Origin of the sequence: Pseudorhodobacter aquimaris, assembly GCF_001202025.1 — a bacterium.
GTDB lineage: Bacteria > Pseudomonadota > Alphaproteobacteria > Rhodobacterales > Rhodobacteraceae > Pseudorhodobacter > Pseudorhodobacter aquimaris.
In genome coordinates, this window is the sequence record NZ_LGHS01000069.1 from 76,291 (window position 1) to 101,529 (window position 25,239).

The window sequence follows — 25,239 nt, forward strand, 5'->3', positions numbered from 1 at the left end:
CTTGCATTTTAAACAGATGCGATCAAACTATGTGTTAACGAAAGGGTACATCATGCTGGAATTTTTACCTCAAGAGATCAGGGACGGTTTGATGGCCGCGCAGAAGCGAGACCAAAAGCGTCGCTCGCGGTTGCGGGTGCATGTCGGGGATGATGTGTTCCCGGTGTTGCGGATGTGGGAAAACGGATTGGCGCTGGATGCGGATAGCATGACCCAGCTGCGTGGTTTGATCGATATTTATGACGGGGCCAATCATATCTCGCAGTGTCTTGTCATCGCCTCTACGACCGAGGAGGGTGAGCTGATCTGTGATTTCAAACGGTGCAGCCATGTGGCACAAAAGGCCGCGCTCGATTTTGTGCAGGATGAGGCGGCGCCGGTCGGCTATTTGTCAAAGAACTAGGGCGGCTACATCCAGATAACAAAGGCACCGATGGCAACCCCTAGGATAATCAGGGCCATCATCCATGCCATCAGCAATCTGAAAAGCACCCAGCCCAGAACGCATGTGGTAAGGCCGATACCGAATATCGTCACGATATCGGTTTGCATTTCCAGAAAGCCGGTGACCAAAAAGCCTACGGGGCCGCTCAGAATAAGGAAAAATATGAGTGTCTTCATAGGGTGTACCATGGGCCAGGGGTGGCTTGGCCGTTTTACCCCGCAAAGGGGCAGGATTATGACAGGCTTGCAGGCAGGGTAAAGCCGCGCAAGATTTCATGGGCCTCGGCGGGGCGTTTGCCTTCGCGCTGTGCGGTGAGGATTTCAACAGCGCCGGTGCCGCAGGCCACGGTAAACCCGCCCAAAACCTGACCCGCTGTCCCTTTTCCATCAACAAGGCGCGACCGCAGAAGTTTCACCCGCTCACCTGCCACATCACACCACGCGCCCGGAAAGGGCGAGAGCCCGCGGATTTGCCGGTCGACGGCCTCGGCGGGTTGGGACCAATCCACACGCGCCTCGGCCTTGTCGATCTTGGCGGCATAGGTCACGCCTGTATCGGGTTGCGGCGTGGGGGTCAGGTCGGGCAATTCTTCCAGCGCCCGCACGATCAGTTCGGCCCCCATGCTGGAGAGGCGGTCGTGAAGGTCTTGGGTGGTTTCGGTCGCGTTGATGGGTGTTTGTGCGCGCAGCAATACGGGACCGGTGTCCAGCCCCGCCTCCATCTGCATGATGCAAACGCCGGTCGCCTTATCGCCGGCCATGATTGCCCGGTGGATAGGCGCCGCCCCGCGCCAGCGCGGTAAAAGCGAGGCATGGATATTGAGACAGCCATGCTCTGGCGTATCCAGAATATTTTGCGGCAAGATTAACCCGTAAGCCACCACAACGGCCACATCTGCGCGCAATGCTGCAAAGGTTTGTGCGGCCACCTCATTGCGCAATGAGGAAGGGGTATGAACGGTCAGGCCAAGGGCCTCGGCGCGCAGATGCACGGGTGAGGGGCGGTCTTTCTTGCCACGCCCGGCGGGGCGGGGTGGTTGTGAATAGACGGCGATCACCTCATGCTTTTCGGCCAGCGCCTCAAGCACCGGAACGGAAAAATCCGGGGTTCCCATGAAAATCACGCGCATCGGCTTTTCCTTTGGTCTGGGTGGGGGCTACCGGAGTTTACGGGCTTTTTTCAGCAACATATCGCGTTTGGTTTTGCTGAGGTGGTCGAAATACATCTTGCCGTTCAAATGGTCGATCTGATGCTGAACGCTGGTGGCCCAAAGGTCGACAAAGTCACGCTCTTCGATCTTGCCATCTGCATTCAGAAACCGGACGGTAACGGCCCGCGGGCGGGTGATCGTGGCGAAAACCCCCGGCAGGTTCGGGCTGGCTTCATCATGGTCGCGGGGCTGGGCGGAGGCGTGGAGCACTTCGGGATTGGCCATCAAAACGGCCTGACCTCGTTCGGTTGAGCCGTCGACCACGGCCAGCCGTTGCATCACGCCGATCTGCGGGGCGGCAAGCCCGTAGCCTGGCATCGCCTCCATCGTGTCGACCATGTCGGCCCAGATCGCGCGGACCTCATCGGTGATCGCATCGACGTGGGCGGCAGGCGTTTGCAGGCGTTTGTCGGGCCAAGGGATGCAGAGACGGGCGGTCATGGTTTTTCCTCGGGTAAGTCGGGGTAGTCGATGCACAAGACCCCATCAAGGTGGTCGCGTTCATGTTGAACACAGGTCGCGGCAATACCTTGGAAAAACCCTTCGCAGGCGCGGCCGGCAAGATCTTGCCATGCCAAATGCACAACGTCGGGGCGTTCTATACGCACAGTGTTATCAGGGATCGACAGGCAGCCTTCGGTATTGATGGCGGCGCCGTGGCTGTTTTTGATCACAGGGTTGATGAAAACCAATGGGTTTGGCCGCCCTTCCTTCCAGGTGGTGTCCATCACAAAAAGTTGGATCATCGCGCCGACTTGCGGGCCGGCAAGCCCGCGGCCGGGGGCGGCATACATCGTTTCCAGCATGTCTTGGGCCAGTTGCTTGAGGTTTGCGTCAAACACATCCACCGGCGTGCAGGCGGTGCGCAGGCGCGGATCGGGCAGCAATAAGATCGGCAAAATCGCCATCAGCCGCGCCGTGCCAGTTCGCGTTTCAGCTTTTCCATCTTGCGGGTGATCATTTGGCGTTTCAGCGGGCCAAGATAATCAATGAACAGCTTGCCGTTCAGGTGGTCGATCTCATGCTGGACGCAGGTGGCCCAAAGCCCTTCGAACTCTTCCTCTTGGGGTTTGCCGTCAAGGCCCAGCCATTCCACGCGCACGATCGCAGGGCGGGTCACCTCGGCATATTGGTCAGGGATCGAGAGGCACCCCTCTTCATAGACGGAAACATCTTCGGACGACCAAGTGACTTGGGGGTTCAGCATGGCCATCGGACGCGGTGACTGTTCCGGGTCTTTGATGCAATCCATAACCAAAAGCCGTTGCATCACGCCAACTTGCGGCGCGGCCAGCCCGATACCGGGGGCGTCATACATGGTGGCCAACATATCTTCGGCCAATTGGCCAACCTCGGCCGAGACCGCCTCAACAGGGAGGCAGTTTTTCTTCAGGCGCGGGTCGGGATGGAGCAGGATGGGGCGTTTCATGGGCAATGATGTAAGGTGTTCTGCGCGGGCGTGCAATCCTGTCCGGCTTCGGTTGGCCGGATTTTGCGGCACCTGTGGGATTGTAACCCGCACATTCGGGGGCTGGAACGGCGGCGGGCCTGCCGTTAGGGTGGCGCAAACAATCGGGGACATGCCATGAATTTTGATGAAGAGATCAACCGCGTCGGCACACATTCGGTCAAATGGGACGCGATGGAGGCGCTTTATGGTGTGTCCCCGCAGGACGGTTTGTCGATGTGGGTGGCGGATATGGATTTCCGGCCCCCTGCCTGTGTGCAAAAGGCCGTGGAGGATATGGCCGCCCATGGGATCTACGGCTATTTCGGGGATGACAGCGCCTATCTGGCCGCGATCCAGTGGTGGATGAAGAACCGCCACGGCTGGGATGTGGATGCAGAGGCCATTTTCACCACCCATGGTTTGGTCAATGGCACGGGCCTGTGTGTTCAGGCGTTTTCCGAGCTTGGCGACGGTGTGGTTTTGATGACACCTGTTTATCACGCCTTTGCGCGGGTGATCTCGGCGGCGGGCCGTAAGGTGGTGGAATGTCAGTTGCCGGTTGAGGATGGCCGGCATGTGATGGATTTCGCCGCATGGGATGACCAGATGACTGGGAATGAGCGGATGCTGATCCTTTGTTCGCCACATAATCCCGGCGGGCAGGTCTGGACCGCCGAGGAACTCCGCGGCGTTGCCGATTTTGCCAAGCGTCATGATCTGATTGTCATCTCGGATGAGATCCACCACGATCTGGTGTTTGCGGGCCATAAGCATACGGTTATGCCGCTTGCTGCCCCCGATATTGCCGATCGTTTGGTGATGATGACGGCGACGACCAAGACCTTCAACATTGCGGGCAGCCATACCGGCAATGTAATTATCCATGATCCTGTTTTGCGTGCTAAATTTGCGGCGGTGATGGGCGGGCTTGGCATTTCGCCCAACTCTTTCGGGTTGATGATGGCAACGGCGGCCTATTCGCCCGAGGGGGCGGAATGGCTGGATGCGCTGATCGCCTATCTGGCCGAAAACAAACGTATTTTTGATGAAGGCGTGAATGCGATCCCCGGTCTGTCGTCAATGAATATGGAGGCGACCTATCTGGCATGGGTTGATTTTTCCGGCACTGGCATGACCCGCGATGAATTCACCGCCCGCGTCGAAAAAGATGCGCGGATTGCGGCGAACCACGGCCCAAGCTTTGGCAAGGGTGGCGAAAGCTGGATGCGCTTCAATCTTGCGACCCCGCGTGTGCGGGTGGTGGAGGCGGTCGCACGGCTGAAGGCAGCCTTTGGTGATCTTCAATAGGTGCATGGACGGGCTGGGCCGCTTGGGCTATCAAACCCCCAGATTTTGCAGGAGAGCGATATGTCAGGCCACGGCCCAGCCCAAGTGATGACCGCAACCAAATCCGGGCCTTTGGCAGGTCGGGCAGAGGTTCCGGGCGATAAATCCATCAGCCACCGCGCGTTGATTTTCGGCGCGATGGCGGTGGGTGAGACGCGGATCACTGGCCTGCTTGAGGGGCAGGATGTTCTGGATACCGCCAGTGCCATGCGCGCCTTTGGGGCCGAGGTAACACAGCACGGACCGGGGGCATGGTCGGTGCATGGCGTGGGTGTTGGCGGGTTTCGTGAACCGGAGAACGTGATCGATTTTGGCAATTCCGGCACGGGTGTGCGCCTGATCATGGGCGCGATGGCGACCACGGCGATGACCGCAACCTTTACCGGCGATGCCAGTTTGCGCAAACGGCCCATGGGGCGCGTGACCGACCCCTTGGCGTTGTTTGGTACGCAGGCCTACGGGCGCCGCGGCGGGCGTTTGCCGATGACACTGGTGGGCGCGGCCAATCCGGTGCCGGTGCGCTATGCCACGCCGGTGCCCTCGGCGCAGGTGAAATCAGCGGTGTTGCTGGCGGGGTTGAACGCGCCGGGCCAAACGGTCCTAATCGAACGTGAGGCGACGCGCGACCATTCCGAACGTATGCTTGTCGGCTTTGGCGCAGAGCTGGTGGTCGAGCAAACCGACGAGGGTAATATGATCACCCTGACCGGCCAGCCAGAGCTGCGCCCTCAAGTGGTGGCGGTGCCGCGCGATCCGTCCTCGGCGGCCTTTCCGGTCTGTGCGGCCTTGATCGTGGAGGGGTCGGATATTTTCGTGCCGGGCGTTTCGCAAAACCTGACGCGCAACGGGATTTACCTGACGCTTGTTGAAATGGGTGCCGACATCACATTTGAGAACCCGCGCGAAGAGGGCGGCGAACCGGTTGCCGATCTGCGGGTGAAGTTTTCTGAGATGACGGGTATCGAGGTGCCACCGGCACGCGCCCCTTCGATGATCGATGAATATCCGGTCTTGGCGGTTGTGGCGGCCAATGCCACAGGGCGCACGGTGATGCGCGGTATCAAGGAGTTGCGGGTCAAGGAATCCGACCGGATCGACGCGATGGCACGCGGGCTTGAGGCCTGTGGTGTGACGGTTGAAGAGGATGAGGATACGCTGATCGTGCATGGTCGCGGGCCGGGATCGGTGCCGGGGGGGGCGACCTGTGCCACCCATCTCGATCACCGGATCGCGATGTCGTTCCTTGTGGCGGGCATGGCGAGCGCGGCACCAATTTCCATTGATGATGCCTCACCTATTGCTACGTCCTTCCCCCTGTTCGAAGGGTTGATGACGGGACTTGGCGCGACCCTGACAAAGGCCTGATCTGATGGATGCCAAAGGAAAAGAGCGTTTCGCCAAGCTGCTGCATCACCGCGCGGCCATGTTGGAAAAAGGAGAGCCGGTTGCACCGCCTCTGGTCTCGGCGACGACCTTTCATTTGCCGGATATCGAAGGGGCCAGCCATACCTACGGCCGTGTTGCGATGCCGACATGGGAGGCCGTAGAGGCACAGCTTGGGATTCTGGAGGATGCGCCTTGCGTGGCCTTTCCGTCGGGCATGGCGGCAATCTCCGCAGCGTTGATGGCGGTGCTGACGGATCGCAAACGTCTGATCATTCCGGCGGATGGCTATTACGTCACGCGTGTGTTTTCCGAAAACTTTCTGGCCACCTATGGGGTAGAGGTGATCGAGGTTCCGACCGCCGAGATGGAGACGGCGGATTTGTCTGGCGGGGCGGTGGTGTTTCTGGAAACGCCGTCCAACCCGGGGCTTGATTGCTGTGATATCGCCTTGATTGCGCAGCGGGTGCGCACGGCGAGGGGGCTGTTGATCGTGGATAACACGACCATGACCGCGCTCATGCAACGCCCGCTCGATCTGGGGGCGGATATGGTTGTGGCCGCTGATACCAAGGCGCCGGGCGGGCATTCGGATGTGCTGTTTGGCCATGTCGCCACCCGCGATGCGGCGCTGGCGGAAAGGGTGCGCAACTGGCGCAAGCTGTCGGGGGCTGTGCCGGGCGGCTTTGAGGCATGGTTGATGCACCGCGGGATCGAGACTTTGGAGGTGCGGCTGGAGCGGATGTGCGCCTCGGCCCAGATCATTGCGGAACGGCTTGCGGCCCATCCCGCGGTTTCCAATGTGCGTTATCCGGGTTTGCCGGATGATCCCTCTTATGCGCTGGCGCGGCGGCAGATGTCGGGTTTCGGCTTTTTGATCGGGTTTGAGCTGGCCTCCGAGGCGGCGGCCGAGGCATTTTTGGCGACTTGCCCGATGATGACGCAGACCACCAGCTTTGGCGGCACCCATACGGCGGGCGAACGCCGTGCGCGCTGGGGTGATAATGTGGCCCCCGGCTTTATCCGGCTCTCGGTGGGGGTGGAGCCGGCAGAGCCGCTTTGGGCGGCCATAAACGCGGCGCTGACCTAAGCAGGAGATATGGATATGACATTTATCGTTGCGATTGACGGGCCGGCCGCGGCGGGCAAGGGCACCATCAGCCGTGCAGTGGCCGCGCATTTCGGCTTTGCGCATCTGGATACGGGGCTTTTGTACCGTGCCGTTGGCGTCAAGGGCGGCGATCCGGTAGAGGCCGCCCGCAGCCTGACCGAAGAGGATCTGGCGCGCGACGATTTGCGCAGCATGGAGGCCGGGCAGGCCGCAAGCCGCGTTGCCGCCATCCCTGAGGTGCGCGCCGCTTTGGTCGATTTCCAGCGGTGCTTTGCGCGCCGTGCAGGTGGGGCGGTGCTTGACGGGCGCGATATCGGCACGGTGATCTGCCCCGATGCGGATGTGAAGCTTTACGTTACCGCCAGCGCCGAGATCCGCGCCCGCCGCCGTTGGCTGGAGCTGGGCGAAGACGCTGATTTCGATGATATCCTTGCCCAAGTGCGCGAACGCGATGACCGTGATATGAACAGGCTTGATGCACCGCTGAAACCGGCACAGGGGGCCGTCACCCTTGATACCTCCGCGATGACGGTGGAGGATGCCGTGGCACGGGCGGTGGCCGAGGTTTCGGCGCGGCGCTGATCATTCTCCCTGATTTTTGCACAGAAGCTTTGCGCCTATGCGTGTTTTCTGCACAGCCGCGAGGGCTTAGGTCTGTCCCATAGAAAAGAGCAGGCCATAGAATAGGAATACCGGATGCTGAACGAACGTTTGAACTGGCGCTATGCCACCAAGAAAATGGACCCGTCAAAAACCGTCCCCCAAGAGAAGCTGGACCGAATTCTGCAGGCGGTAAGCCTTGCGCCGACCTCTAGCGGGTTGCAGCCGTTCGAGGTGATCGTGGTCAAAAATCCCGGGATCCGCGAGAAATTGCGCGAGGCGGGCTTTGATCAGGCGCAGATCACCGACGGCACCGCCGTACTGGTTTTTGCCGCATGGGACAATTACACCGAGGCGCGAATCGACGGGGTACTGTCGATGACCGAAGATCAGCGCGGGATGAAATCCGAGACGCTGACAGGATATTATGACCGGCTCAAGCAATCCTATTTGCCCCGCGATGCGAAGACCAATTTCGAACATGCGGCGCGCCAAGCCTATATCGGCCTTGGCCTTGCCGTAACTGCCGCCGCCTTTGAGGAAGTGGACGCCACCCCGATGGAAGGCTTCGACCCTGAAAAATTCGATGAAATCCTTGGTTTGCGCGGACGCGGCCTGCGTTCGGTGGCGATTTTGCCCTTGGGTTACAGCGCCAATGAAGGCGACTGGTTGAAGGGTGCAAAAAAGGTGCGCCGCCCGATGGAAGACTTTGTGACGGTTGTGGATTGAACCAAGCGGGGGCGGCGCAATCCGCCCCGCTTTGCTTGCGGGCTTTTGCGTAGCCCTTGCCAGTAAGGCTTTTCCGCGTTAATACCCGCGCAATCTTGACAAGATTCCATGCGTGCCGCATTTCGGCGCGCTTTTGGCTTTTTGCTCGATTCCACTCCAAGACCGGCGGAGACAACCGCAAGGCCAGCAAAACGACGAAAAGGAAACTATTTTTAATGGCTACTATGAACTCCATGGAAGAATTCGAAGCACTCTTGGAAGAGAGCCTCGAGATTGACACCCCTCAAGAAGGGTCTGTTGTCAAAGGCAAGGTTATCGCAATCGAAGCGGGCCAGGCCATCATCGACGTCGGCTACAAAATGGAAGGCCGCGTTGATCTGAAAGAATTTGCCGAAATCGGCGGAACTGCTGAGATCGAAGTCGGCGACGAAGTAGAGGTATTCCTCGACCGCGTCGAAAATGCCCGTGGCGAAGCACAGATTTCGCGCGACAAGGCCAAGCGCGAAGAAGCTTGGGACCGGTTGGAGCGTGCATACGCTGATGAAACCCGCGTTGACGGTGCTATCTTTGGCCGCGTCAAAGGCGGCTTTACTGTGGATCTGGGCGGCGCTGTTGCGTTCCTTCCCGGCTCGCAGGTTGACGTGCGCCCTGTGCGCGATGCAGGCCCCTTGATGGGCATGAAGCAGCCGTTCCAGATTCTGAAAATGGACCGTCGCCGTGGCAACATCGTTGTGTCGCGCCGCGCCATCCTCGAAGAATCCCGTGCCGAGCAGCGCGCCGAAGTTATCGGCAACCTGACCGAAGGCCAAACTGTTGACGGCGTTGTGAAAAACATCACCGAATACGGTGCCTTTGTTGATCTGGGCGGCGTTGACGGCCTGTTGCACGTCACCGACATGGCATGGCGCCGTGTGAACCACCCGTCCGAGATTTTGGCGATTGGCGAAACCGTCAAGGTTCAGGTCATCAAAATCAACAAAGAGACACACCGCATCAGCCTTGGCATGAAGCAGTTGCAGTCGGATCCATGGGATGCGGTTGAAACGCAATACGCCCTTGGCACCGTGCACAAAGGCCGTGTCACCAACATCACCGATTACGGCGCATTTGTCGAATTGGAGGCTGGTGTCGAAGGTCTGGTTCACGTCTCCGAGATGTCTTGGACCAAGAAAAACGTACACCCCGGCAAGATCGTCTCGACCAGCCAGGAAGTTGACGTCATGGTTCTGGAGATCGACAGCGCCAAGCGTCGCGTTTCCCTCGGCCTCAAGCAGACGCAACGTAACCCATGGGAAGTGTTTGCAGAAACCCACCCAGTCGGCACCAACATCGAAGGCGAAGTCAAGAACATCACCGAATTCGGTCTGTTCGTCGGCCTCGACAACGACATCGACGGCATGGTCCATTTGTCCGACCTGTCTTGGGACCAGCGCGGCGAAGAAGCGATTGCCAACTACCGCAAGGGCGACACGGTTCAGGCCGCTGTTACCGAAGTGGACGTTGAAAAAGAGCGTATCAGCCTGTCGGTCAAAGCCCTTGGCGAAGATACCTTCTCCGATGCGGTTGACGGCGTGAAGCGCGGCTCCATCATCACGGTTGAAGTGACAGCGATCGAAGAGGGCGGCATCGAGGTGGATTACAACGGTATGAAATCCTTCATCCGTCGTTCCGACCTGTCGCGCGACCGTGCCGACCAGCGCCCTGAGCGTTTCGGCATTGGCGACAAGATCGATGTGCGCGTGACCAATGTAGACAGCAAAACCCGCCGTTTGGGTCTGTCGGTGAAAGCCCGCGAGATCGCAGAAGAGAAAGAAGCCGTAGAACAGTATGGCTCTTCCGATTCGGGCGCGTCGCTGGGCGATATCCTTGGCGCGGCGCTGAAAGGCGACAAGGATTGATCTCAGGCTATTGATGGCTTGAAAACGTCTTTAAAGGCCCCGCGTTTTTGCGGGGCCTTTGCTTTATCTTTGCTAATGCACGGACTTAACTGGTTTTCCTGTTTGTCAGTGACTTATTTTTCCCTATAGTTGAAAATGAAATATTCGGCGGTGCCAAAACCGTTGTTGGCCTCAGGGGAGGAATGTAGGGATGATCCGTTCGGAACTGATCCAAAAGATTGCAGATGAAAATCCGCACCTGACGCAGCGCCATGTTGAGCGTATCGTCAACACTGTGTTCGAAGAAATCATTGAGGCGCTGTCGCGTGGCGACAGGGTTGAACTGCGCGGTTTTGGCGCGTTCTCTGTCAAGGCACGCGATGCGAGAATCGGACGAAACCCGCGCACGGGGGAATCAGTGCAGGTTGAAGATAAGAAGGTTCCCTTCTTTAAGACCGGCAAACTGTTGCGCGACAGATTGAACGGAAGGTAAAGGTCCAAGATGATCCGCTATTTGCGTTATTTGCTTCTGGTTGTGCTGGCCATTGTTCTGCTTACGGTGGCTTTGGCCAACCGGGAGGCTGTGACCTTGAACGCCTTGCCCGCGGATATTGCGGCTTTTGCCAATCTGAACTTTGGGCTGACCGTGCCGCTTTACATGGTCATCTTTGCGGGCATCGTCGCCGGTTTGATGATCGGTTTCGTCTGGGAATGGTTCCGTGAGCATAAGCATCGCGCCACCGCCGCCGCCCGCGCCCGCGAGATCAAGAGGTTGGAGCGTGAATTGGAGTTGTTGCGCCGCGCCAAGCCCGAACCCAAGGATGAGGTTCTTGCGCTGCTGGACCGTCCCGCCAAGGCAAGCTGAAATATGGCGGATGTCAGAGTAAAGATCTGCGGATTGCGCAGCCCTGCTGATATGGCTGCGGTCGTTGCGGCGGGTGCGGGCTATGCCGGTTTTGTGTTTTTTTCGAAATCGCCGCGTCATCTGACCTTGGAAGAGGCCCGACTTTTGGCCTTTGCAGCACCGCCGGGACTTGCCAAGGTCGCGCTGACGGTGGGTGCAGACAATGCCGCACTAGACGCGATCATTGATGCGGTGCCGCTTGATATGCTGCAGCTTCACGGTCAGGAAACACCGGAACGTGTTGCCGAAATCCGGGAACGTTATGGTCTGCCTGTCATGAAGGCGATAGGCGTCGCGGATGAGGGCGATCTGGCCATGCTGACGGATTATTCCCTCGTGGCCGATCAGATCCTGATTGACGCCAAACCACCCAAAGGCGCGGATTTGCCCGGTGGGAATGGGCTTTCATTTGACTGGCGCTTGTTGGTGGGCCGTAAGTGGTTGCGCCCGTGGATGCTGGCCGGTGGGCTGACAGCTGAAAACGTGGCCGAGGCGATCCGCCTGACAGGTGCGCGGCAGGTTGATGTCTCCTCTGGTGTGGAAAGCGCGCCGGGCGTCAAGGATGCCGCCAAAATCGATGCATTCGTAAAGGCAGCAACATGATCCGCTGGCGTGAGGCGCTGCGCGCCGATGTCCCCGCGATTGTCGCCCTCTTGCGTGAGGATGCCTTGGGCCAAGCCCGTGAAAGCGCGGATATCGCCGATTACACTGCCGCCTTTGACGCGATGTCCTATGAGTACGGCAATACGCTGATTGTCGGGGAGGCCGAGGGCCGCGTGGTTGCAACCTATCAACTGACCTTCATCACCGGCCTTTCCTTGCGCGCCAGCCGTCGTGCGCAGGTGGAATCGGTACGTGTTGCGGCCAAGGTCCGATCCGAAGGCGTGGGCTCTGCGTTGATGCGGGATGCCGAAATGCGCGCGACCCATGCGGGCTGCAGCTTGATCCAGCTGACCAGCGACAAAACCCGAGACGATGCGCTGCGGTTTTATGAGCGCGCGGGGTATGCGCCTTCGCACATCGGGTTCAAAAAACGACTGGATCAAAGCTGACGTGAAACCTTTCCAACTGTGCTTGGCTGCGCTAGATCGGTGGGTGACTTAGGTTTTTGCTGCGTCAATGATTTGACGCGGTATGTAGGGATTGAACGAAGGGCAGGAACAGATGGCCGAGAATGGATTGAACAGCTACATGACTGGCCCGGATGAGAGCGGCCGTTTCGGAATTTTCGGGGGACGGTTCGTTTCTGAAACCCTGATGCCGCTGATTCTGGAGCTGGAAGAGCGCTATGAATTTGCCAAGACCGACCCGACATTCTGGGCTGAGATGGATGATCTGTGGAAGCATTACGTTGGTCGCCCATCGCCGCTTTATTATGCTGAACGGCTGACCGAACATCTGGGCGGTGCCAAGGTTTATCTGAAAAGGGATGAGCTGAACCACACGGGCGCGCATAAGATTAACAACGTCTTGGGCCAGATCATCCTTGCCCGCCGCATGGGCAAAACCCGTATTATTGCGGAAACGGGCGCGGGGCAGCACGGTGTTGCAACCGCCACGGTTTGTGCGAAATTCGGTTTGAAATGCGTGGTTTACATGGGCGCGCATGATGTCGAACGTCAGGCTCCCAACGTCTTTCGGATGCGGCTTTTGGGGGCTGAGGTGGTTCCTGTCACCTCGGGCCGTGGCACGTTGAAGGATGCGATGAATGACGCGCTGCGTGATTGGGTGACCAATGTGCGCGATACGTTTTACTGCATCGGGACGGTGGCAGGGCCGGCCCCTTATCCTGCGATGGTGCGCGATTTCCAATCGATCATCGGCAAGGAAGTCCGTTGGCAATTGGCCGAGCAAGAGGGCGAGGGTCGCTTGCCCGATACGCTTGTCGCGGCCATTGGGGGCGGGTCCAATGCGATGGGGTTGTTCCATCCATTCCTTGATGATCCTTCGGTGAATATCATCGGGGTTGAGGCGGGCGGCAAAGGCGTTGATGACCGGATGGAGCATTGCGCCTCTCTGACCGGTGGTCGGCCCGGTGTGCTACATGGGAACCGCACCTATCTGTTGCAGGATGACGACGGGCAGATTTTGGAAGGGTTTTCCATCAGTGCGGGCCTCGATTACCCGGGTATCGGGCCGGAACATTCCTGGCTGCATGATACGGGTCGCGCGCAATATGTGGCGATCACCGATGCCGAGGCGTTGGAGGCGTTTCAGCTTAGCTGCGCCTTGGAGGGGATTATCCCGGCGTTGGAGCCTAGCCACGCGCTGGCCCATGTGATGAAGATTGCACCGAACCTGCCTGCAGACCATATCATAGTGATGAATATGTGTGGCCGTGGCGACAAGGACATCTTTACCGTGGCCAAACACCTTGGCTTCGACATGAAGGCCTAAGGCCCGCAGGGGTGGCGCGTTAAAAGCGCGGCACCTCACCATTGGGCGCGTCGTGCTGTACCAAACCATAACGCAGCCCCCGTCCGATACGATGCGCAAGGGCCGACCATTGCGCCGCTGTTTCAGGTGGCAGATGTTGGGTCAGGGTGATGTCGAACAGTTCCAGCCAAGGTTCAAACATACCGGGGCGGACGTTTCCTGCCGCGCTGTGAACCGCCATTGGATTGCCGTGATAGCCGCGCTCCATCAAAATCGCGTTGCGCCAGAAACTGGCGATCTTCGCCTCATGCTCTGGCCAGTCGGTGACATGGGATGCAAATATGGGGCCAAGTTTGGGATGGCTGCGGATGCGCGCGTAAAAGCTGGCGACAACAAGGTCGATCTGTTCATGGGTGATGGGGAAACGCGCCAAGCTCATGCCATCAAGATTAGACCGCCGCGGCCCTTGCTGCAAGCGTCATGCTGCCGCAGCTAGTTCAATGCGTAGCTTTGCAGGATTTTCAGGGTGACCACCTCCAATGTGCGGATATGGGTGCTGGCGAGGTCTACCCGGGGCGCGGCGCCTTCTTCATGCGCTTGCAAGAAGCGCGCGGCGCAAAGACACCAGCGATCACCAGGCTTGAGGCCGGCAAAATCGAACTCGGGCCTCGGGGTGGACAGGTCATTGCCCAGATATTTCGAAAGCGCCAGAAACTCGGCGGTCATCACGGCACAAACCGTGTGCATGCCGACATCTTCGGGGCCAGTATCACAGCATCCGTTGCGGAAATACCCGGTCAGCGGCGCCGTGGAACATGGCGCCAACGGGCCGCCGACGACGTTGATGGATTGTGCTTTGGTCATATCGTGCCCCTTGAGATGTTTAGATAGGTCAGAATCGATTAGCGAAACCTGTCAGCCAGCTTTTGCAGCGCGCTGCGGGTGTCTGTTTCCGGCGGCGCCTCGGGCTTGGCGGGTTTCGGCTCTGGCGGTTTACGAGGGGCTTTGCCTTCGGGGCGGGCCTGCCCGCTAGAGGGACGCTGGGGTGCGGTTCGCAATGCCACCGCGTTGGAAAACTTTGCGCCGTCACCGGCGGCCAATGCCTCTGCACCGTCGGACAGGCCGCGCAGCAGGTCATCCAGCCAGCCCTGATCGGCCTTGGCAAAATCATGCAGCACGTAATTGGCCACGGCATCCTTATGCCCCGGATGGCCGATACCAAGCCGCACGCGGCCGTAAGCCTCTCCGACACAGGCATGAATTGATCGCAGCCCGTTATGGCCCGCATGGCCGCCGCCCTGTTTCAGGCGCATCTTACCGGGGGTGAGGTCCAGCTCGTCATGAAAGACCACGACATCAGCCAGCGCGATCTTGTGAAAGGCCATTGCGGCCTGAACCGATTGCCCTGACAGGTTCATGAAGGTTTCCGGCTTCAAAAGCAGCACACGCGCGTCCCCCAGCCGCCCGTCGCAGACTAGCCCCTTGAACGCCTTTTTCCACGGGGAAAACCCATGATCGGCCGCGATCCGGTCAATCGCCATAAAGCCGATGTTATGACGGTTGCCTGCATATTTCGTGCCGGGATTGCCCAGACCGACAAAGAGTTTCATCATGCGATCCTTGTTGTTGCCAAGCTGTCTATAACAGCCACCGCGCGAAAAGCAAAAGACGCGGCAGGTTGCCCCGCCGCGTCTTTATATCCGGCCCGAGGGCTGGGGATTATTCTTCGGCTGCTGCCTCTTCGGCATCATCACCGTCTTCGTTGTCGCTGGACCGCAGACCCGATGGGGCCGAGATGTTCGCGATAACAAAGTTACGGTCAACCGTTGGCTTTGCGCCTTCGGGCAGCTTGATGTCGTTGATATGGACCACGTCGCCGATGTTCAGGCCGGTCAGATCAACGGTGATCTTTTCCGGAATATCGCCTGCGGTAACTTCCAGTTCAACTTCGTTGCGTACAACAACCAAGGTGCCGCCGCGCTTAAGACCGGGAGCTGCCTCATGGTTGATGAAGTCCACGTGGATGAACAGCTTGATGCGGCTGGTACGACGCAAACGCATCAGGTCGATGTGCAAAGGAAGATCTTTTACGACGTCACGCTGAACGTGACGGCAGATAACGCGCACATCTTCCTGACCTTCAACCTTGAGGTTGAACAGGGTCGAAAGGAAGCGGCCTGCTCTCAGGTGCTTGATCAAATAGTTGTATTTGATGTTCAGTGGCAGGGGGTCAGCGCCGCCACCATAAACAACTCCGGGTACCAAATGATCGCGACGAGCTTGGCGGGCGGCCCCCTTGCCTGTCCCCACGCGTGCCTCGGCTACAAGATCCGGGATCTCTTTTGCCATTGTAATTCTCCATATGTTAAATCCGCCGCCCTCCAAGGGTGTGCGACGCGACTTGGGGTCCATAGCGGGGAATCGTCTGCGTTGAAAGGTGAAAAACAGCTTTAACCGTGAAAACTCGGGTCTTTTGCTATTCTTGACGCGGATATGGGTGTTGGCGCGTTATTTTTCCCAATCGCCTTCGAACCCTTTGGGGATTAAAAGGTTGTGCCGCCCAAGGCCGTCAATGCTGCGTTCACCCACAAGGCCCATCGTTGTCAGCAGCTCTTTCTGGATCACCTCAAGCGATTTGGTCACGCCTGCCTCACCCATCGCGCCCAGCCCGTTGACATAGGCACGCCCGATGTAAGTGCCCTTGGCGCCCAATGCCAGCGCCTTGAGCACATCCTGACCCGACCGGATACCGCTGTCCATATGGACCTCGATCTTGTCGCCAACAGCATCGATAATGCTGGGCAATGCTGAGATTGACGAAATGGCGCCGTCCAACTGGCGCCCGCCGTGGTTGGAAACCACAATCGCATCGGCCCCCACCGCCAGCGCCTTGCGGGCATCATCAGCATCGAGAATCCCTTTCAGAATAATCTTGCCGCCCCACATTTCCTTGAACTTGGCAATGCGCGCCCAATCGAGCGACATATCGAACGCCTCTGCCGTCCAGGCTGCCAGATTGGTGGGGTCGGACACGCCCTTGGCGTGACCAACGATATTGCCAAAGAACCGCCGCTTGGTTTGTAGCATCCCAAGACCCCATTTCACCTTGGTCATCATATTGGCGATGGAGGCGGGCGTCAGCTTGGGCGGGGCCGACAGCCCGTTCTTGAGGTCTTTGTGACGTTGCCCGAGGATCTGCAAATCCACGGTGATGACAATGGCCGAGCAATTTGCCGCCCGCGCGCGTTCAAACAAGCGGCGCATGAAGTCATCATCCCTGAGGGTATAGACCTGAAACCAGAAGGGCTTGGTGGTGTGTTCTGCCACATCCTCGATCGAACAAATGCTCATGGTCGAAAGGGTAAAGGGCACGCCCATTTTCTCGGCGGCCTTGGCGGCCAGAATTTCACCGTCGGCATGCTGCATTCCGGTCAACCCCACCGGCGCAAGGGCCACTGGCATCGCCACATCTTCACCGATCATTTGGCTTTTGGTGCTGCGCCCCGACATATCGACCGCCACCCGCTGACGCAGGCGCAGCTTGGCGAAATCGGATGTGTTCTCGCGAAAGGTCTGTTCGGTGTAGCTTCCGCTTTCTGCGTAATCATAAAACATTTTCGGCGTGCGACGTTTGTGCAGGCGCTTGAGGTCATCAATGCAGGTAATGACGGGCATGAGGGCAGCTCCTTTATGTGGTAAGATTTGGTTACCAATCACAGCAGGGTTGCGCAACAGTTTGTGTGGCTTGGCCTCGACCCGCGTGGCTGTTAGGCTGCGACAAAAGAGGAGGCGATTATGACGCTAAATGTATATCTTGCAGGTGAGATCCACAGCAATTGGCGCGATGAGATCGCCGCGGGCTGTGAGGGTCTTGATGTTGTGTTCAGCGGTCCCGTTACCGATCATGCGGCATCGGATGATTGCGGCGTGGCCATCATGGGCGCTGAGGAGGACAAATTCTGGCATGACCACAAAGGGGCCAAGCTGAACGCGATCCGCACGCGGCACGATCTGGGGGCGGCGGATGTGGTCGTTGTGCGCTTTGGCGACAAGTACAAACAGTGGAACGCGGCATTCGATGCGGGGCAGGCGGCGGCCCTTGGCAAGTCGCTGATCGTGCTGCACGGTGCCGATCATCAGCACGCCCTCAAAGAGGTGGACGCCGCCGCGCTGGCCGTAGTCGAACACCCCGCCCAAGTCGCCCAGATCCTGCGCTACGTGCTAAAAGGCCAGTTGCCCACTTAACCGCCCACGCTGCTACGGCCCGTGCTGGAGGATCCGAAACCGCCGCGTGATGTGGCGGTTGCTCGGGTCATAGGGGCCTTGCCTGCGGTTGCGGCAGGCTTGGTGAACTGCGAAGTGCTGAGCTTGCCGGCCCCTGAGTTGCTGGAAAACGTGCTGGAACGCGCGGCGTTGGTATATTTCCCATCGGCGGTTTTATACATAGGCTGGCTGGCTGCCGTGCCCCGCCCGCCCAGCATGTTGCCCATCAGATAGCCCATCATTAGCGGCATGAAGATGCTGCCCGATCCGCCTTGGGCGGCGGCTTCTTCTGATCCGCAGGCCCCTTCGCCGTGCTGTTCCTCACAAACGGCAAGGCTGTCGTAACGGGGGGCGGCCTCAACGTGCAGGGCCTCGGCCTCGGCAAAGGAGGCATCGCAATCCTCGGCCGTGAACATGCCCCCGTTTTGCGCGGCGTTGATGCAGCTGCGCAGATCAGGAAAGGCCTGCGCGTCGACCTGCTCTTCCTGACAGCCCGCAAGCGTAAAGGCGGCAGCGCCCAGAATGGTGATGGCAACGCGGCTGGAACGTTTCATTGTGGCAAGCCTCCCTTTTCGTCAAATCCAGTTATGTATCTAGCGCAGTTCACACCGAAATAAAATGCGGCTTGAAGCGCGATAGGTCTTGGGTGATCCGGGAGCGGTCCTCACGGATGCCGATCCCGGCGCAGGTCTCTCCGACAATCCATGCGCCGATCACGGGGCGAAAGCCCTCAAACTGCGGCAGGGGGGTGTAGGCCTGAAGAATGCAGGGGTGTTCGCTGTAGGCGGTGTTCTGTGCCGCCTCCACCGTGGCGCCGTTTTTGAGGATAGAGACCGAGGCCCCCTCACGCGAAAAGATCGGCTTGCGGACATGGCCTTTGGCCAATTGGTTGGCGGCGCGGTCGAAACTTGCGGCGATATCGGGTGCGGCGGGGCCACGACCGGCCAGTGCCTCGGCGATATCGGCCGCAAAAAAGGCGGGCAGCAGGTTCGGATGGCCTTCAAACATGCTCCAGAGTACCGGCAATAGGCCCTTGTTGGACAAAAGCGCCTTCCATGCCGGTTCCAGAAACAAACAGCGCGAGCCCGCGATATGATCGGCATATTCATCGCGCAAAAGGTCTTCCCAAGGGTAGAGCTTGAACAGCACGCCGATCACACGGTCCTCGTCATCCAGAAACTGGCCGTCCTTGCTGATCGCGATTTTCTCCAGATCACAGTAATGCGCGCCCAAGCCCGCCTCTCGCGCGGCCCAGCCCATGGCTTCTACGGTGGCGTAATCTTCGGGGTTGCCGCTGATGGCGGTGAAATGCAGATCGCTTTCGGGTTCAAACACGGCCTTGAACCGGTCCACAAGCGCCTCATGCAGCCCGTTGAACTGGTCACAACCCGGTTCCAGCACGCCTGCGCCCAGCTGATCCTCCAGCCATTGCCATTGAAAGGCAGCACTTTCATAAAGTGAGGTCGGCGTATCTGCGTTATATTCCAACAGCTTGGCTGGTCCCTCCCCATCATAGACCAGATCGAACCGCCCGTAGATTTCAGGATCGCCGCGTTGCCAGCTTGTGGCGATCAGGTCGCGGTGCGCCTCGGGGATGGCCAGCTTTTCCATCAATGCGTCATTGGCAAGGATATGGGCCACGGCCTCACGGCACATCGCATGCAATTCGGTGGACGGGTCCTCGATATCGGTTTCGATCTGCTCCAGCGTAAAGGCATAGGCCGAGGATTCATCCCAATAGGGTTCGCCGTGCATATCGGCAAAGCTGAAGCCGACCTCGCGGGCATGGTCGCGCCAATGGGGGCGCTCGGGCAAAGTGATTTTCTTCATGTGCTGACCCCTTGGGCGTTTGTCGATGTTAAAGCGGTTTTGCGGGGGGAAGGCCAGTGCTGCGGATCACCCGACCCGCGCCCAGAAGGATGATTTCCGCGCATGTTGCGATTTCAGGGATTGCAGATATTGCGCATGGTCGGGATGGGACCCGTAATCGTCAATCTCTGTATCAAGATTGGCGCAATCCGCCAGATGGCTGGCCGCATAGGCGTAGCGCGACGTGCGGGCATGTTCCAACGTGTCATTTATCATCGCCCGCAAAAGCAATACGGCGGCGCGTGGGTGGCGGGGACCAAGGGCCTCGGCCAGCGGGGTCAGAAGCGGGTAGTGCTCGCCGTTGATTTCCGTGGTGCGGGTCTCGATTATTTTCGCGGCGGTCAACAGATCGGGCCAGTCGCGGCAAAACCGCAGCGCGACCGAGGTGTTGGGCCATGTCAGCACAAGCTCTTTGGCGCGGTCCTCGGCCTCGACATCGTCGAAATCAGGCAGGGTTTTCAGGTAGTTGCGCAAATGCCCGCTATCGAGACGGGTGGTGAAACAGGTCCAGCGGTGGGCTTGGGCGTCCTCGCCGCGGCCAAGGGCGGTGAGACAGGCGATATAGGCGGTGTCCCATGGTTCCTGCCCGTAATCGCGCCCCGCTTGGTCGGCGTTTTCCAGGATGTCCAGCGCGGCCTTGGCATCGGTTTCAAGCATCAGCATAGCGACCTTGGCGGCGATATCCTTGCGGGTCAGCTCATCCTTGGAATATTGGGCGATATAGGCGGCCGTATCGCCCATGGAGGTGGCGATCTCTTGCAGGCAGCGTTTGACAAGCCGCGATGTTCGGGTCGTGGTCTGGCCGCTTTCCCGGCGCAATGCGCGTATAAAGGGCGGCTCTGTTTGGTCATGTGCCTCGACGGCTGCCTTTAGCTGCATCAGGCCAGCGGGCCCAAGCGTGGGGGCCAGAAGGGTGATGATGCCATCCCATTCCCCATAGGCGTTGTCTTGCAAGGCGGTCCAGATACGATCGGCCAGCGTTAGCGGCTCCAGCGCCGCGCGGGGGGCGATATCGGCGAAATGGTCGCGGGCGGTGCGAAAGACATTGCCAACCTCGCCGCGGCTGTCATCGACGCGCGCATAGATGGATGGGGCCAGCGTCACAAAATTCCACAAAAGATCAAAGGCAGCGGAGGCATCCTCGGGGGCGATCTTGTCAAGGATCATCGACAGTTGGGTTTCAAGATCCTTGACGAAAGCCTTGCGCTTGCGCCAGCCGACAAAACTGCGGGCCTTGCGCAGGGCGATCAGGCGTTTGCGGACCTCATGCGCCAGCTCAGCCGCGCCGAGGTTATGGCTTAGCTCCAGCCGCAGACGGCGTTTGATATCGGCGCTGCCCGTGCTGACCTCCATCAGCAGGGCCGCCAGACTGGCCGCGCCCAGCCCCTCCAGATTGGTTTGGTTCAGGGTCTTTTTTGACATGCGTCAACCTTGGCACCGGAAGGGAGAGAAAGAAACGTCCTTACCCGTCCCGAACGGCATCAATCATGCGCGATACATTATCGGGATCGGCATCGGGTGTGATCCCATGCCCGAGGTTGAAGATATGCGGACCACCGGCAAAGGCCTTTACGATCCGGCGGGTTTCATCGACCAGTTCCTGCCCGCCCGTGACCATATGCCGCGAGGCAAGGTTGCCCTGCACACAGCCATCGACCTGCACATGTTCGGCGCCCCATTCGGGTGTGACCGAATTGTCCAGCGCCACGCAATCCGCCCCTGTGGCCTTGGCAAAACCGATATAGCCGTCACCCGCCTCACGCGGGAAGGCGATGATGGGAATGCCGGGGTGACGGGATTTCAGTTCGGCAATGATGCGCTTGGCCGGGAGCAGGGCGAAATCATGGAAATCCTGCGCCTTCAGGCTGCCGGCCCATGAATCGAAGAGTTTGATAACCTCGGCGCCGGCACGGATTTGCGCATCCAGATATTCGATGGTGCCATCGGTGATGCGGTCAATCAGCGCAACAAAGGCTGCGCGGTCGGTATCTTTGAGCTTATGCGCCGGGGCTTGATCGGGGGTGCCGCGCCCTGCGATCATATAGGTGGCCACCGTCCAGGGTGCGCCGGCAAAGCCGATCAACGTGGTCTGGGCGGGCAATTCCTGTGCCAGAATTTTCACAGTTTCATAGATCGGCGATAGGGTTTCATGAATATCGGCGGTGGGGCGCAAGGCCTGCACACCCGCCATATCGGTGATGGTCGAAAGGCGTGGCCCCTCGCCGGTGACAAACCACAGGTCCGCCCCAAGCGCTTGGGGAAGCAGCAAAATATCGGCAAAGAGGATCGCCGCATCAAAGCCAAAGCGCCGGATCGGCTGCAAGGTTACCTCGGCCGCCAGTTCTGGATTATAGCACAGTTTCAGGAAATCGCCGGCCTGCGCGCGGGTGGCGCGATATTCTGGCAAATAGCGCCCGGCCTGGCGCATCATCCAGATCGGGGGCGTCGGCAGGGTTTCGCCTTTCAGCGCACGCAGGATTGTCTTTTTGGTCATTGGGCATCTCCTCTGGCTTGGCCCTGCCTTCCCAAGATAGGGCGCAGTTGTCAATATGACACATCGCCCGTCAAAGTGCCCGTTGAATGCGCGCCGACTAGGCGCTAGAGATGTGGCCATGAAACACGCACTCCCCTCCCCCGCCCGTCCTTTGCGCATTGGCACCCGTGGTTCGCTTCTGGCGATGTGGCAAGCGCATGAAGTCCGTCGCAGCCTGATGGTGGCCCATGACCTGCCCCAAGACGCCTTTGAGGTGGTGGTGATCAAGGTCACCGGCGATATGATCCAGGATCGCGCGCTGAAAGAGATCGGCGGCAAGGGCCTGTTCACCCGCGAAATCGAAGAGGCGCTGTTGGATGGCGGTATCGATATTGCCGTGCATTCGATGAAGGATATGCCAACGCAGCAACCCGGCGGCCTGACGCTTGATTGCTATCTGCCGCGCGAGGATGTGCGCGATGCCTTTGTCTCCAATTCGATCAACGCTTTGTCGGAACTGCCCCAAGGTGCGGTTGTCGGATCCAGCAGCTTGCGGCGGCGATCACAGCTGGCGTTGCGGCGCCCTGATCTGAAGCTGGTGGAATTTCGCGGCAACGTCCAGACGCGGATGAAAAAGCTGGACGACGGTGTGGCGGTGGCGACTTTCCTTGCTATGGCGGGGCTGAACCGTTTGGGCATGGCCCATGTTGCGAAATCCGCAATCGCGCCCGAAGAGATGCTGCCCGCTGTTGCCCAAGGCGCGATTGGCATTGAACGGCGCAGCGATGATGCGACGGTGACCGCGCTGCTAGAGGCGATCCATTGCACCCCGACCGGCCACCGCATCACGGCCGAGCGCGCCTTTTTGGCAGAGCTTGACGGGTCTTGTGAAACCCCGATTGCTGCACTGGCGCTGTTGGAGGGTGACACGCTTTGGTTGCGCGGTGAGGTTTTGCGCCCCGACGGCAGCGAATCCATAGCCGATGATATTCGCGGGCCGATTGCCGACGGGCCGGAAATGGGCCGCGATCTGGCGCGGGGCCTCAAGGCGCGCGCGCCCAGTGGCTTCTTTGACTGGGATTGATCCGATGCTGGGGGCTGCGGTTGATGCGGCCCTCACCGGCCCCTATCACCGGATTATGGCGTTGAATCTGGCCGATGGCCGCAAGGTCTGGCTGAAACGGGCAGAGCGCCTGACAGGCCGGATGCGGTTGCAAAAGGGCGACGGGGCCAAAGGTTTCGCGCGTGAACGTGATGGTTTGCATATCTTGGGGCAGGCGGGCTTGCCCGCAGCCCCTATTCTGGCCGAGGGGCCGGATTGGTTTGTCACCCCTGATTTGGGCCCGACCTTGCGTCATCTGATGTGGGACCATTCGGGCGATATCGTGCCTGTCTTTGCCGCTGCGGGCACTGCACTGGCGCGGCTTCATCTGCAAAGTTATCGCCACGGGCGCCCGGCCATCCGGGATTTTTGCTGGAATGGTGCGGACATCCATTTCATTGATCTGGAACGGTTCTCCCCGGTTAAGTCCGACCCGCGTGGCTTGGCGCTGGATTTGCTGATGTTTGCCCACAGCCTTGTGGCGGACGGGTTTCGGGTGCCCGATCCGGTGCCTTTGCATAACGCAGCGCTGACCGCATACCGCGATCTGGCCCCCGGCATCTGGGCGCAGGCACAAACCACCGCCGCATGGCTGCGCTGGCTGACCCCGATTACGCGGTTGAAATCAGGGTCACGCGATTTTCGCGCCTTTGGCCCGACATTAGGCCTGTTCAGCCGCGATCGGGGATAACTTTGCCGGGGTTCATCCGGTTGTCGGGGTCAAGAGCGGCCTTGATGCTGCGCATGACATCCAGCGCCACAGGGTCTTTGCGCCGCGCCATCGAGGGGCGCTTGGACAGGCCCACGCCATGTTCCGCCGAGAAACTGCCGCGCAGGGCTGCAACCTCATCCTCGACAGCCTCGACCACTTTGTCGTGAATGGCGGGGTCATCACTGCTTGGGAAAACCGAATAATGCACATTGCCATCGCCCAGATGCGCCACGCAGGTGTCACGCGCCTGCGCATCCAACAGGGGCAAGCGGGCCGCCATACGCGTCAGAAAAGTTTCCACCAGTTCCAACGGCAGCGCAATATCGGTGCCGATTGCGGATTTCGGCGCAAACATCACCTCGCCGGCAAGCTCGCGGCGTTCCCACATGGTTGCGCGCTGTGCCTCGTTCTGGGCGATTTCGGCGTCCAGCACTGTGCCCTCTTCCATCATCCCGGCCAGGATTTCCTGCAGCAAGGTTGTAACGGGGATTTCGCCGGTATCGTCGGGGATGGCATCGCGGGGGGCGGTGGCACCCAGTTCGACCAAAATGGTTACCGGATGGGGCGGGGTAAAGGGCTGGCGGATATCGGGCCGCATCGCCGCCAATCCTTCCATGTAAGAGGCGGGCATATATTCAAAGGCCTCGACCGCGCCACCCGTCGCCTCTTGCAGACGGTTCAGCAGCACCAGCGCGTCGGGCAGCGATTTTGCCGCCAGCGTGGCCGTGGCATAGGCGCGCGGTTGCGGAACCAGCTTCATGACGGCGGCGGTGATGATGCCAAGCGTACCCTCGGCCCCGATGAAGAGGTTGCGCAGGTCATAGCCGGAATTGTCTTTGTGCAGCTCGCTCATCAAATTCAGCACACGACCGTCGGCCAGAACCACCTCCAGTCCCAGACACAAAGCACGGGTAGAGCCATAGCGCAGCACGTTTGATCCGCCGGCATTGGTCGACAAAACGCCGCCAATCATCGCAGAACCGCGCGCCCCAAACCAAAGCGGAAAGTAAAGCCCCTCGGCCGCAGCCGCACTGTGCAGGCTGTCAAGGATCACGCCCGCCTCGACAATGGCGATGCGTGTCTCGGGGCGCAGCTCGCGGATCTTGTTGAGCCGTTCGAGGCTGATGATCAACCCGCCTTGGGTCATGGCGCCGCCGACAAGCCCGGTCCGGCCCGACATAGGCACCACCTCAACCCCGTAGTGCGCGGCAAGTTTAAGGGTTTGTGCGACCTCATCCGTCGTGGCGGGGCGCGCCACGGCCACCGGATCGCTGGTGTATTTTCCGGTCCAATCCGTGGTATAGGCCGCGCATTGCGCACCGGTCAGCACATGGGGCTCGCCCAGAAGTTCGGTCAGATCGGCGATTAAACTCATGTCTCGGCCCCTT

At 59.5% G+C, this 25,239-nt stretch carries 30 protein-coding genes; 15 read left to right on the plus strand and 15 right to left on the minus strand.

Translation table 11 applies throughout. The features are described 5' to 3' along the window. Positions 1–52 precede the first annotated feature (52 nt). Positions 53–403, plus strand: a complete 351-nt coding sequence (locus AKU94_RS13960; RefSeq protein ID WP_050527873.1) for a hypothetical protein — start codon at positions 53–55, stop codon at positions 401–403. Positions 404–408: 5 nt separating this feature from the next. Here AKU94_RS13960 and AKU94_RS13965 read toward each other — a convergent pair whose 3' ends face one another. From AKU94_RS13965 to def (AKU94_RS13985), 5 genes are read right to left on the minus strand one after another with little or no spacing between them, the layout of a single operon-like run. After that, on the minus strand, positions 409–621 hold the full coding sequence (locus AKU94_RS13965) for a hypothetical protein (RefSeq protein WP_050527874.1): 213 nt from the start codon (positions 619–621) through the stop codon (positions 409–411). A gap of 56 nt (positions 622–677) precedes the next feature. Next, positions 678–1,574 carry a methionyl-tRNA formyltransferase gene (gene fmt / locus AKU94_RS13970; RefSeq protein WP_050527875.1) on the minus strand — a complete coding sequence of 299 codons (897 nt, stop codon included), beginning with the start codon at positions 1,572–1,574 and terminating at the stop codon, positions 678–680. 27 nt (positions 1,575–1,601) lie between these two features. Further along, complete coding sequence (gene def, locus AKU94_RS13975) at positions 1,602–2,096, minus strand: peptide deformylase (RefSeq protein ID WP_050527876.1); 495 nt, start codon at positions 2,094–2,096, stop codon at positions 1,602–1,604. Further along, entirely contained in the window at positions 2,093–2,563 is a 471-nt protein-coding gene (gene def / locus AKU94_RS13980) for a peptide deformylase (RefSeq protein WP_050527877.1), read from the minus strand. The genes def (AKU94_RS13975) and def (AKU94_RS13980) overlap by 4 nt, the downstream gene beginning before the upstream one ends. Continuing rightward, complete coding sequence (gene def / locus AKU94_RS13985; protein ID WP_050527878.1) at positions 2,563–3,084, minus strand: peptide deformylase; 522 nt, start codon at positions 3,082–3,084, stop codon at positions 2,563–2,565. Before def (AKU94_RS13985) ends, def (AKU94_RS13980) begins: the two co-directional genes overlap by 1 nt. Positions 3,085–3,240: 156 nt before the next feature. On the opposite strand from def (AKU94_RS13985), the gene AKU94_RS13990 reads away from it, so the two are divergent. From AKU94_RS13990 to trpB, 11 genes are all read left to right on the plus strand, one after another. Next, on the plus strand, positions 3,241–4,413 hold the full coding sequence (locus AKU94_RS13990) for a MalY/PatB family protein (protein ID WP_050527879.1): 1,173 nt from the start codon (positions 3,241–3,243) through the stop codon (positions 4,411–4,413). Positions 4,414–4,473: 60 nt separating this feature from the next. Further along, a complete protein-coding gene (gene aroA, locus AKU94_RS13995; RefSeq protein ID WP_050527880.1) occupies positions 4,474–5,817 on the plus strand; it encodes a 3-phosphoshikimate 1-carboxyvinyltransferase in 1,344 nt (447 codons plus the stop codon). 4 nt (positions 5,818–5,821) lie between these two features. Further along, complete coding sequence (locus tag AKU94_RS14000) at positions 5,822–6,925, plus strand: cystathionine gamma-lyase (protein WP_050527881.1); 1,104 nt, start codon at positions 5,822–5,824, stop codon at positions 6,923–6,925. A 15-nt stretch (positions 6,926–6,940) separates the two neighbouring features. Next, on the plus strand, positions 6,941–7,528 hold the full coding sequence (locus AKU94_RS14005; RefSeq protein WP_050527958.1) for a (d)CMP kinase: 588 nt from the start codon (positions 6,941–6,943) through the stop codon (positions 7,526–7,528). Between the two features lie 114 nt (positions 7,529–7,642). Next, positions 7,643–8,275, plus strand: coding sequence for an NAD(P)H-dependent oxidoreductase (locus AKU94_RS14010; RefSeq protein ID WP_050527882.1), 633 nt, complete (start codon positions 7,643–7,645; stop codon positions 8,273–8,275). Positions 8,276–8,490: 215 nt separating this feature from the next. Then, positions 8,491–10,173 carry a 30S ribosomal protein S1 gene (gene rpsA / locus AKU94_RS14015; RefSeq protein ID WP_083445076.1) on the plus strand — a complete coding sequence of 561 codons (1,683 nt, stop codon included), beginning with the start codon at positions 8,491–8,493 and terminating at the stop codon, positions 10,171–10,173. A 190-nt stretch (positions 10,174–10,363) separates the two neighbouring features. Further along, positions 10,364–10,645 carry an integration host factor subunit beta gene (gene ihfB / locus AKU94_RS14020; RefSeq protein ID WP_050527884.1) on the plus strand — a complete coding sequence of 94 codons (282 nt, stop codon included), beginning with the start codon at positions 10,364–10,366 and terminating at the stop codon, positions 10,643–10,645. A gap of 9 nt (positions 10,646–10,654) precedes the next feature. Then, the gene (locus AKU94_RS14025; protein ID WP_332307232.1) at positions 10,655–11,017 is read left to right on the plus strand and encodes a lipopolysaccharide assembly protein LapA domain-containing protein; all 363 of its coding nucleotides are present in this window, start codon (positions 10,655–10,657) and stop codon (positions 11,015–11,017) included. A 3-nt stretch (positions 11,018–11,020) separates the two neighbouring features. Beyond that, complete coding sequence (locus AKU94_RS14030; protein WP_050527885.1) at positions 11,021–11,659, plus strand: phosphoribosylanthranilate isomerase; 639 nt, start codon at positions 11,021–11,023, stop codon at positions 11,657–11,659. Beyond that, entirely contained in the window at positions 11,656–12,108 is a 453-nt protein-coding gene (locus tag AKU94_RS14035) for a GNAT family N-acetyltransferase (protein ID WP_050527886.1), read from the plus strand. Before AKU94_RS14030 ends, AKU94_RS14035 begins: the two co-directional genes overlap by 4 nt. A 112-nt stretch (positions 12,109–12,220) precedes the next feature. Continuing rightward, entirely contained in the window at positions 12,221–13,453 is a 1,233-nt protein-coding gene (gene trpB / locus AKU94_RS14040; protein ID WP_050527887.1) for a tryptophan synthase subunit beta, read from the plus strand. 19 nt (positions 13,454–13,472) lie between these two features. Here the strand turns inward: trpB and AKU94_RS14045 are convergent, their stop codons facing one another. From AKU94_RS14045 to AKU94_RS14065, 5 genes are all read right to left on the minus strand, one after another. Further along, the gene (locus tag AKU94_RS14045) at positions 13,473–13,871 is read right to left on the minus strand and encodes a group III truncated hemoglobin (protein WP_050527888.1); all 399 of its coding nucleotides are present in this window, start codon (positions 13,869–13,871) and stop codon (positions 13,473–13,475) included. A gap of 53 nt (positions 13,872–13,924) precedes the next feature. Continuing rightward, on the minus strand, positions 13,925–14,296 hold the full coding sequence (locus AKU94_RS14050; protein WP_050527889.1) for a DUF2237 family protein: 372 nt from the start codon (positions 14,294–14,296) through the stop codon (positions 13,925–13,927). A gap of 38 nt (positions 14,297–14,334) precedes the next feature. Beyond that, entirely contained in the window at positions 14,335–15,042 is a 708-nt protein-coding gene (pth, locus tag AKU94_RS14055) for an aminoacyl-tRNA hydrolase (RefSeq protein ID WP_050527890.1), read from the minus strand. Between the two features lie 109 nt (positions 15,043–15,151). Beyond that, positions 15,152–15,781, minus strand: a complete 630-nt coding sequence (locus tag AKU94_RS14060) for a 50S ribosomal protein L25/general stress protein Ctc (protein WP_050527891.1) — start codon at positions 15,779–15,781, stop codon at positions 15,152–15,154. Positions 15,782–15,940: 159 nt separating this feature from the next. After that, positions 15,941–17,107, minus strand: a complete 1,167-nt coding sequence (locus tag AKU94_RS14065; protein ID WP_050527892.1) for an alpha-hydroxy acid oxidase — start codon at positions 17,105–17,107, stop codon at positions 15,941–15,943. A 120-nt stretch (positions 17,108–17,227) separates the two neighbouring features. On the opposite strand from AKU94_RS14065, the gene AKU94_RS14070 reads away from it, so the two are divergent. Continuing rightward, positions 17,228–17,677, plus strand: coding sequence for a YtoQ family protein (locus tag AKU94_RS14070; RefSeq protein ID WP_050527893.1), 450 nt, complete (start codon positions 17,228–17,230; stop codon positions 17,675–17,677). Here AKU94_RS14070 and AKU94_RS14075 read toward each other — a convergent pair. The 4 genes from AKU94_RS14075 to hemE form a co-directional block, all read right to left on the minus strand. Continuing rightward, positions 17,674–18,249, minus strand: coding sequence for a DUF1190 domain-containing protein (locus tag AKU94_RS14075; protein ID WP_050527894.1), 576 nt, complete (start codon positions 18,247–18,249; stop codon positions 17,674–17,676). The two genes, AKU94_RS14070 and AKU94_RS14075, sit on opposite strands and share 4 nt — an antisense overlap. Before the next feature lie 49 nt (positions 18,250–18,298). Continuing rightward, complete coding sequence (locus tag AKU94_RS14080) at positions 18,299–19,525, minus strand: glutathionylspermidine synthase family protein (protein WP_050527895.1); 1,227 nt, start codon at positions 19,523–19,525, stop codon at positions 18,299–18,301. Positions 19,526–19,591: 66 nt separating this feature from the next. Then, complete coding sequence (locus AKU94_RS14085; RefSeq protein ID WP_050527896.1) at positions 19,592–20,986, minus strand: DUF6880 family protein; 1,395 nt, start codon at positions 20,984–20,986, stop codon at positions 19,592–19,594. A 40-nt stretch (positions 20,987–21,026) separates the two neighbouring features. Beyond that, positions 21,027–22,058, minus strand: a complete 1,032-nt coding sequence (gene hemE, locus AKU94_RS14090; protein WP_050527897.1) for a uroporphyrinogen decarboxylase — start codon at positions 22,056–22,058, stop codon at positions 21,027–21,029. Positions 22,059–22,176: 118 nt separating this feature from the next. Here hemE and hemC point away from each other — a divergent pair, with 118 nt between their 5' ends. Together hemC and AKU94_RS14100 are read left to right on the plus strand one after the other, a co-directional pair. Beyond that, positions 22,177–23,121, plus strand: a complete 945-nt coding sequence (hemC, locus tag AKU94_RS14095; protein WP_050527898.1) for a hydroxymethylbilane synthase — start codon at positions 22,177–22,179, stop codon at positions 23,119–23,121. Next, the gene (locus tag AKU94_RS14100) at positions 23,099–23,830 is read left to right on the plus strand and encodes a BUD32 family EKC/KEOPS complex subunit (protein WP_050527899.1); all 732 of its coding nucleotides are present in this window, start codon (positions 23,099–23,101) and stop codon (positions 23,828–23,830) included. Before hemC ends, AKU94_RS14100 begins: the two co-directional genes overlap by 23 nt. On the opposite strand, the gene AKU94_RS14105 is transcribed toward AKU94_RS14100, so the two are convergent. Continuing rightward, positions 23,811–25,226 (minus strand): FAD-binding oxidoreductase, encoded by a 1,416-nt coding sequence (locus AKU94_RS14105; RefSeq protein ID WP_050527900.1) that lies wholly within the window; start codon positions 25,224–25,226, stop codon positions 23,811–23,813. The genes AKU94_RS14100 and AKU94_RS14105 overlap by 20 nt on opposite strands. Positions 25,227–25,239 lie beyond the last annotated feature (13 nt).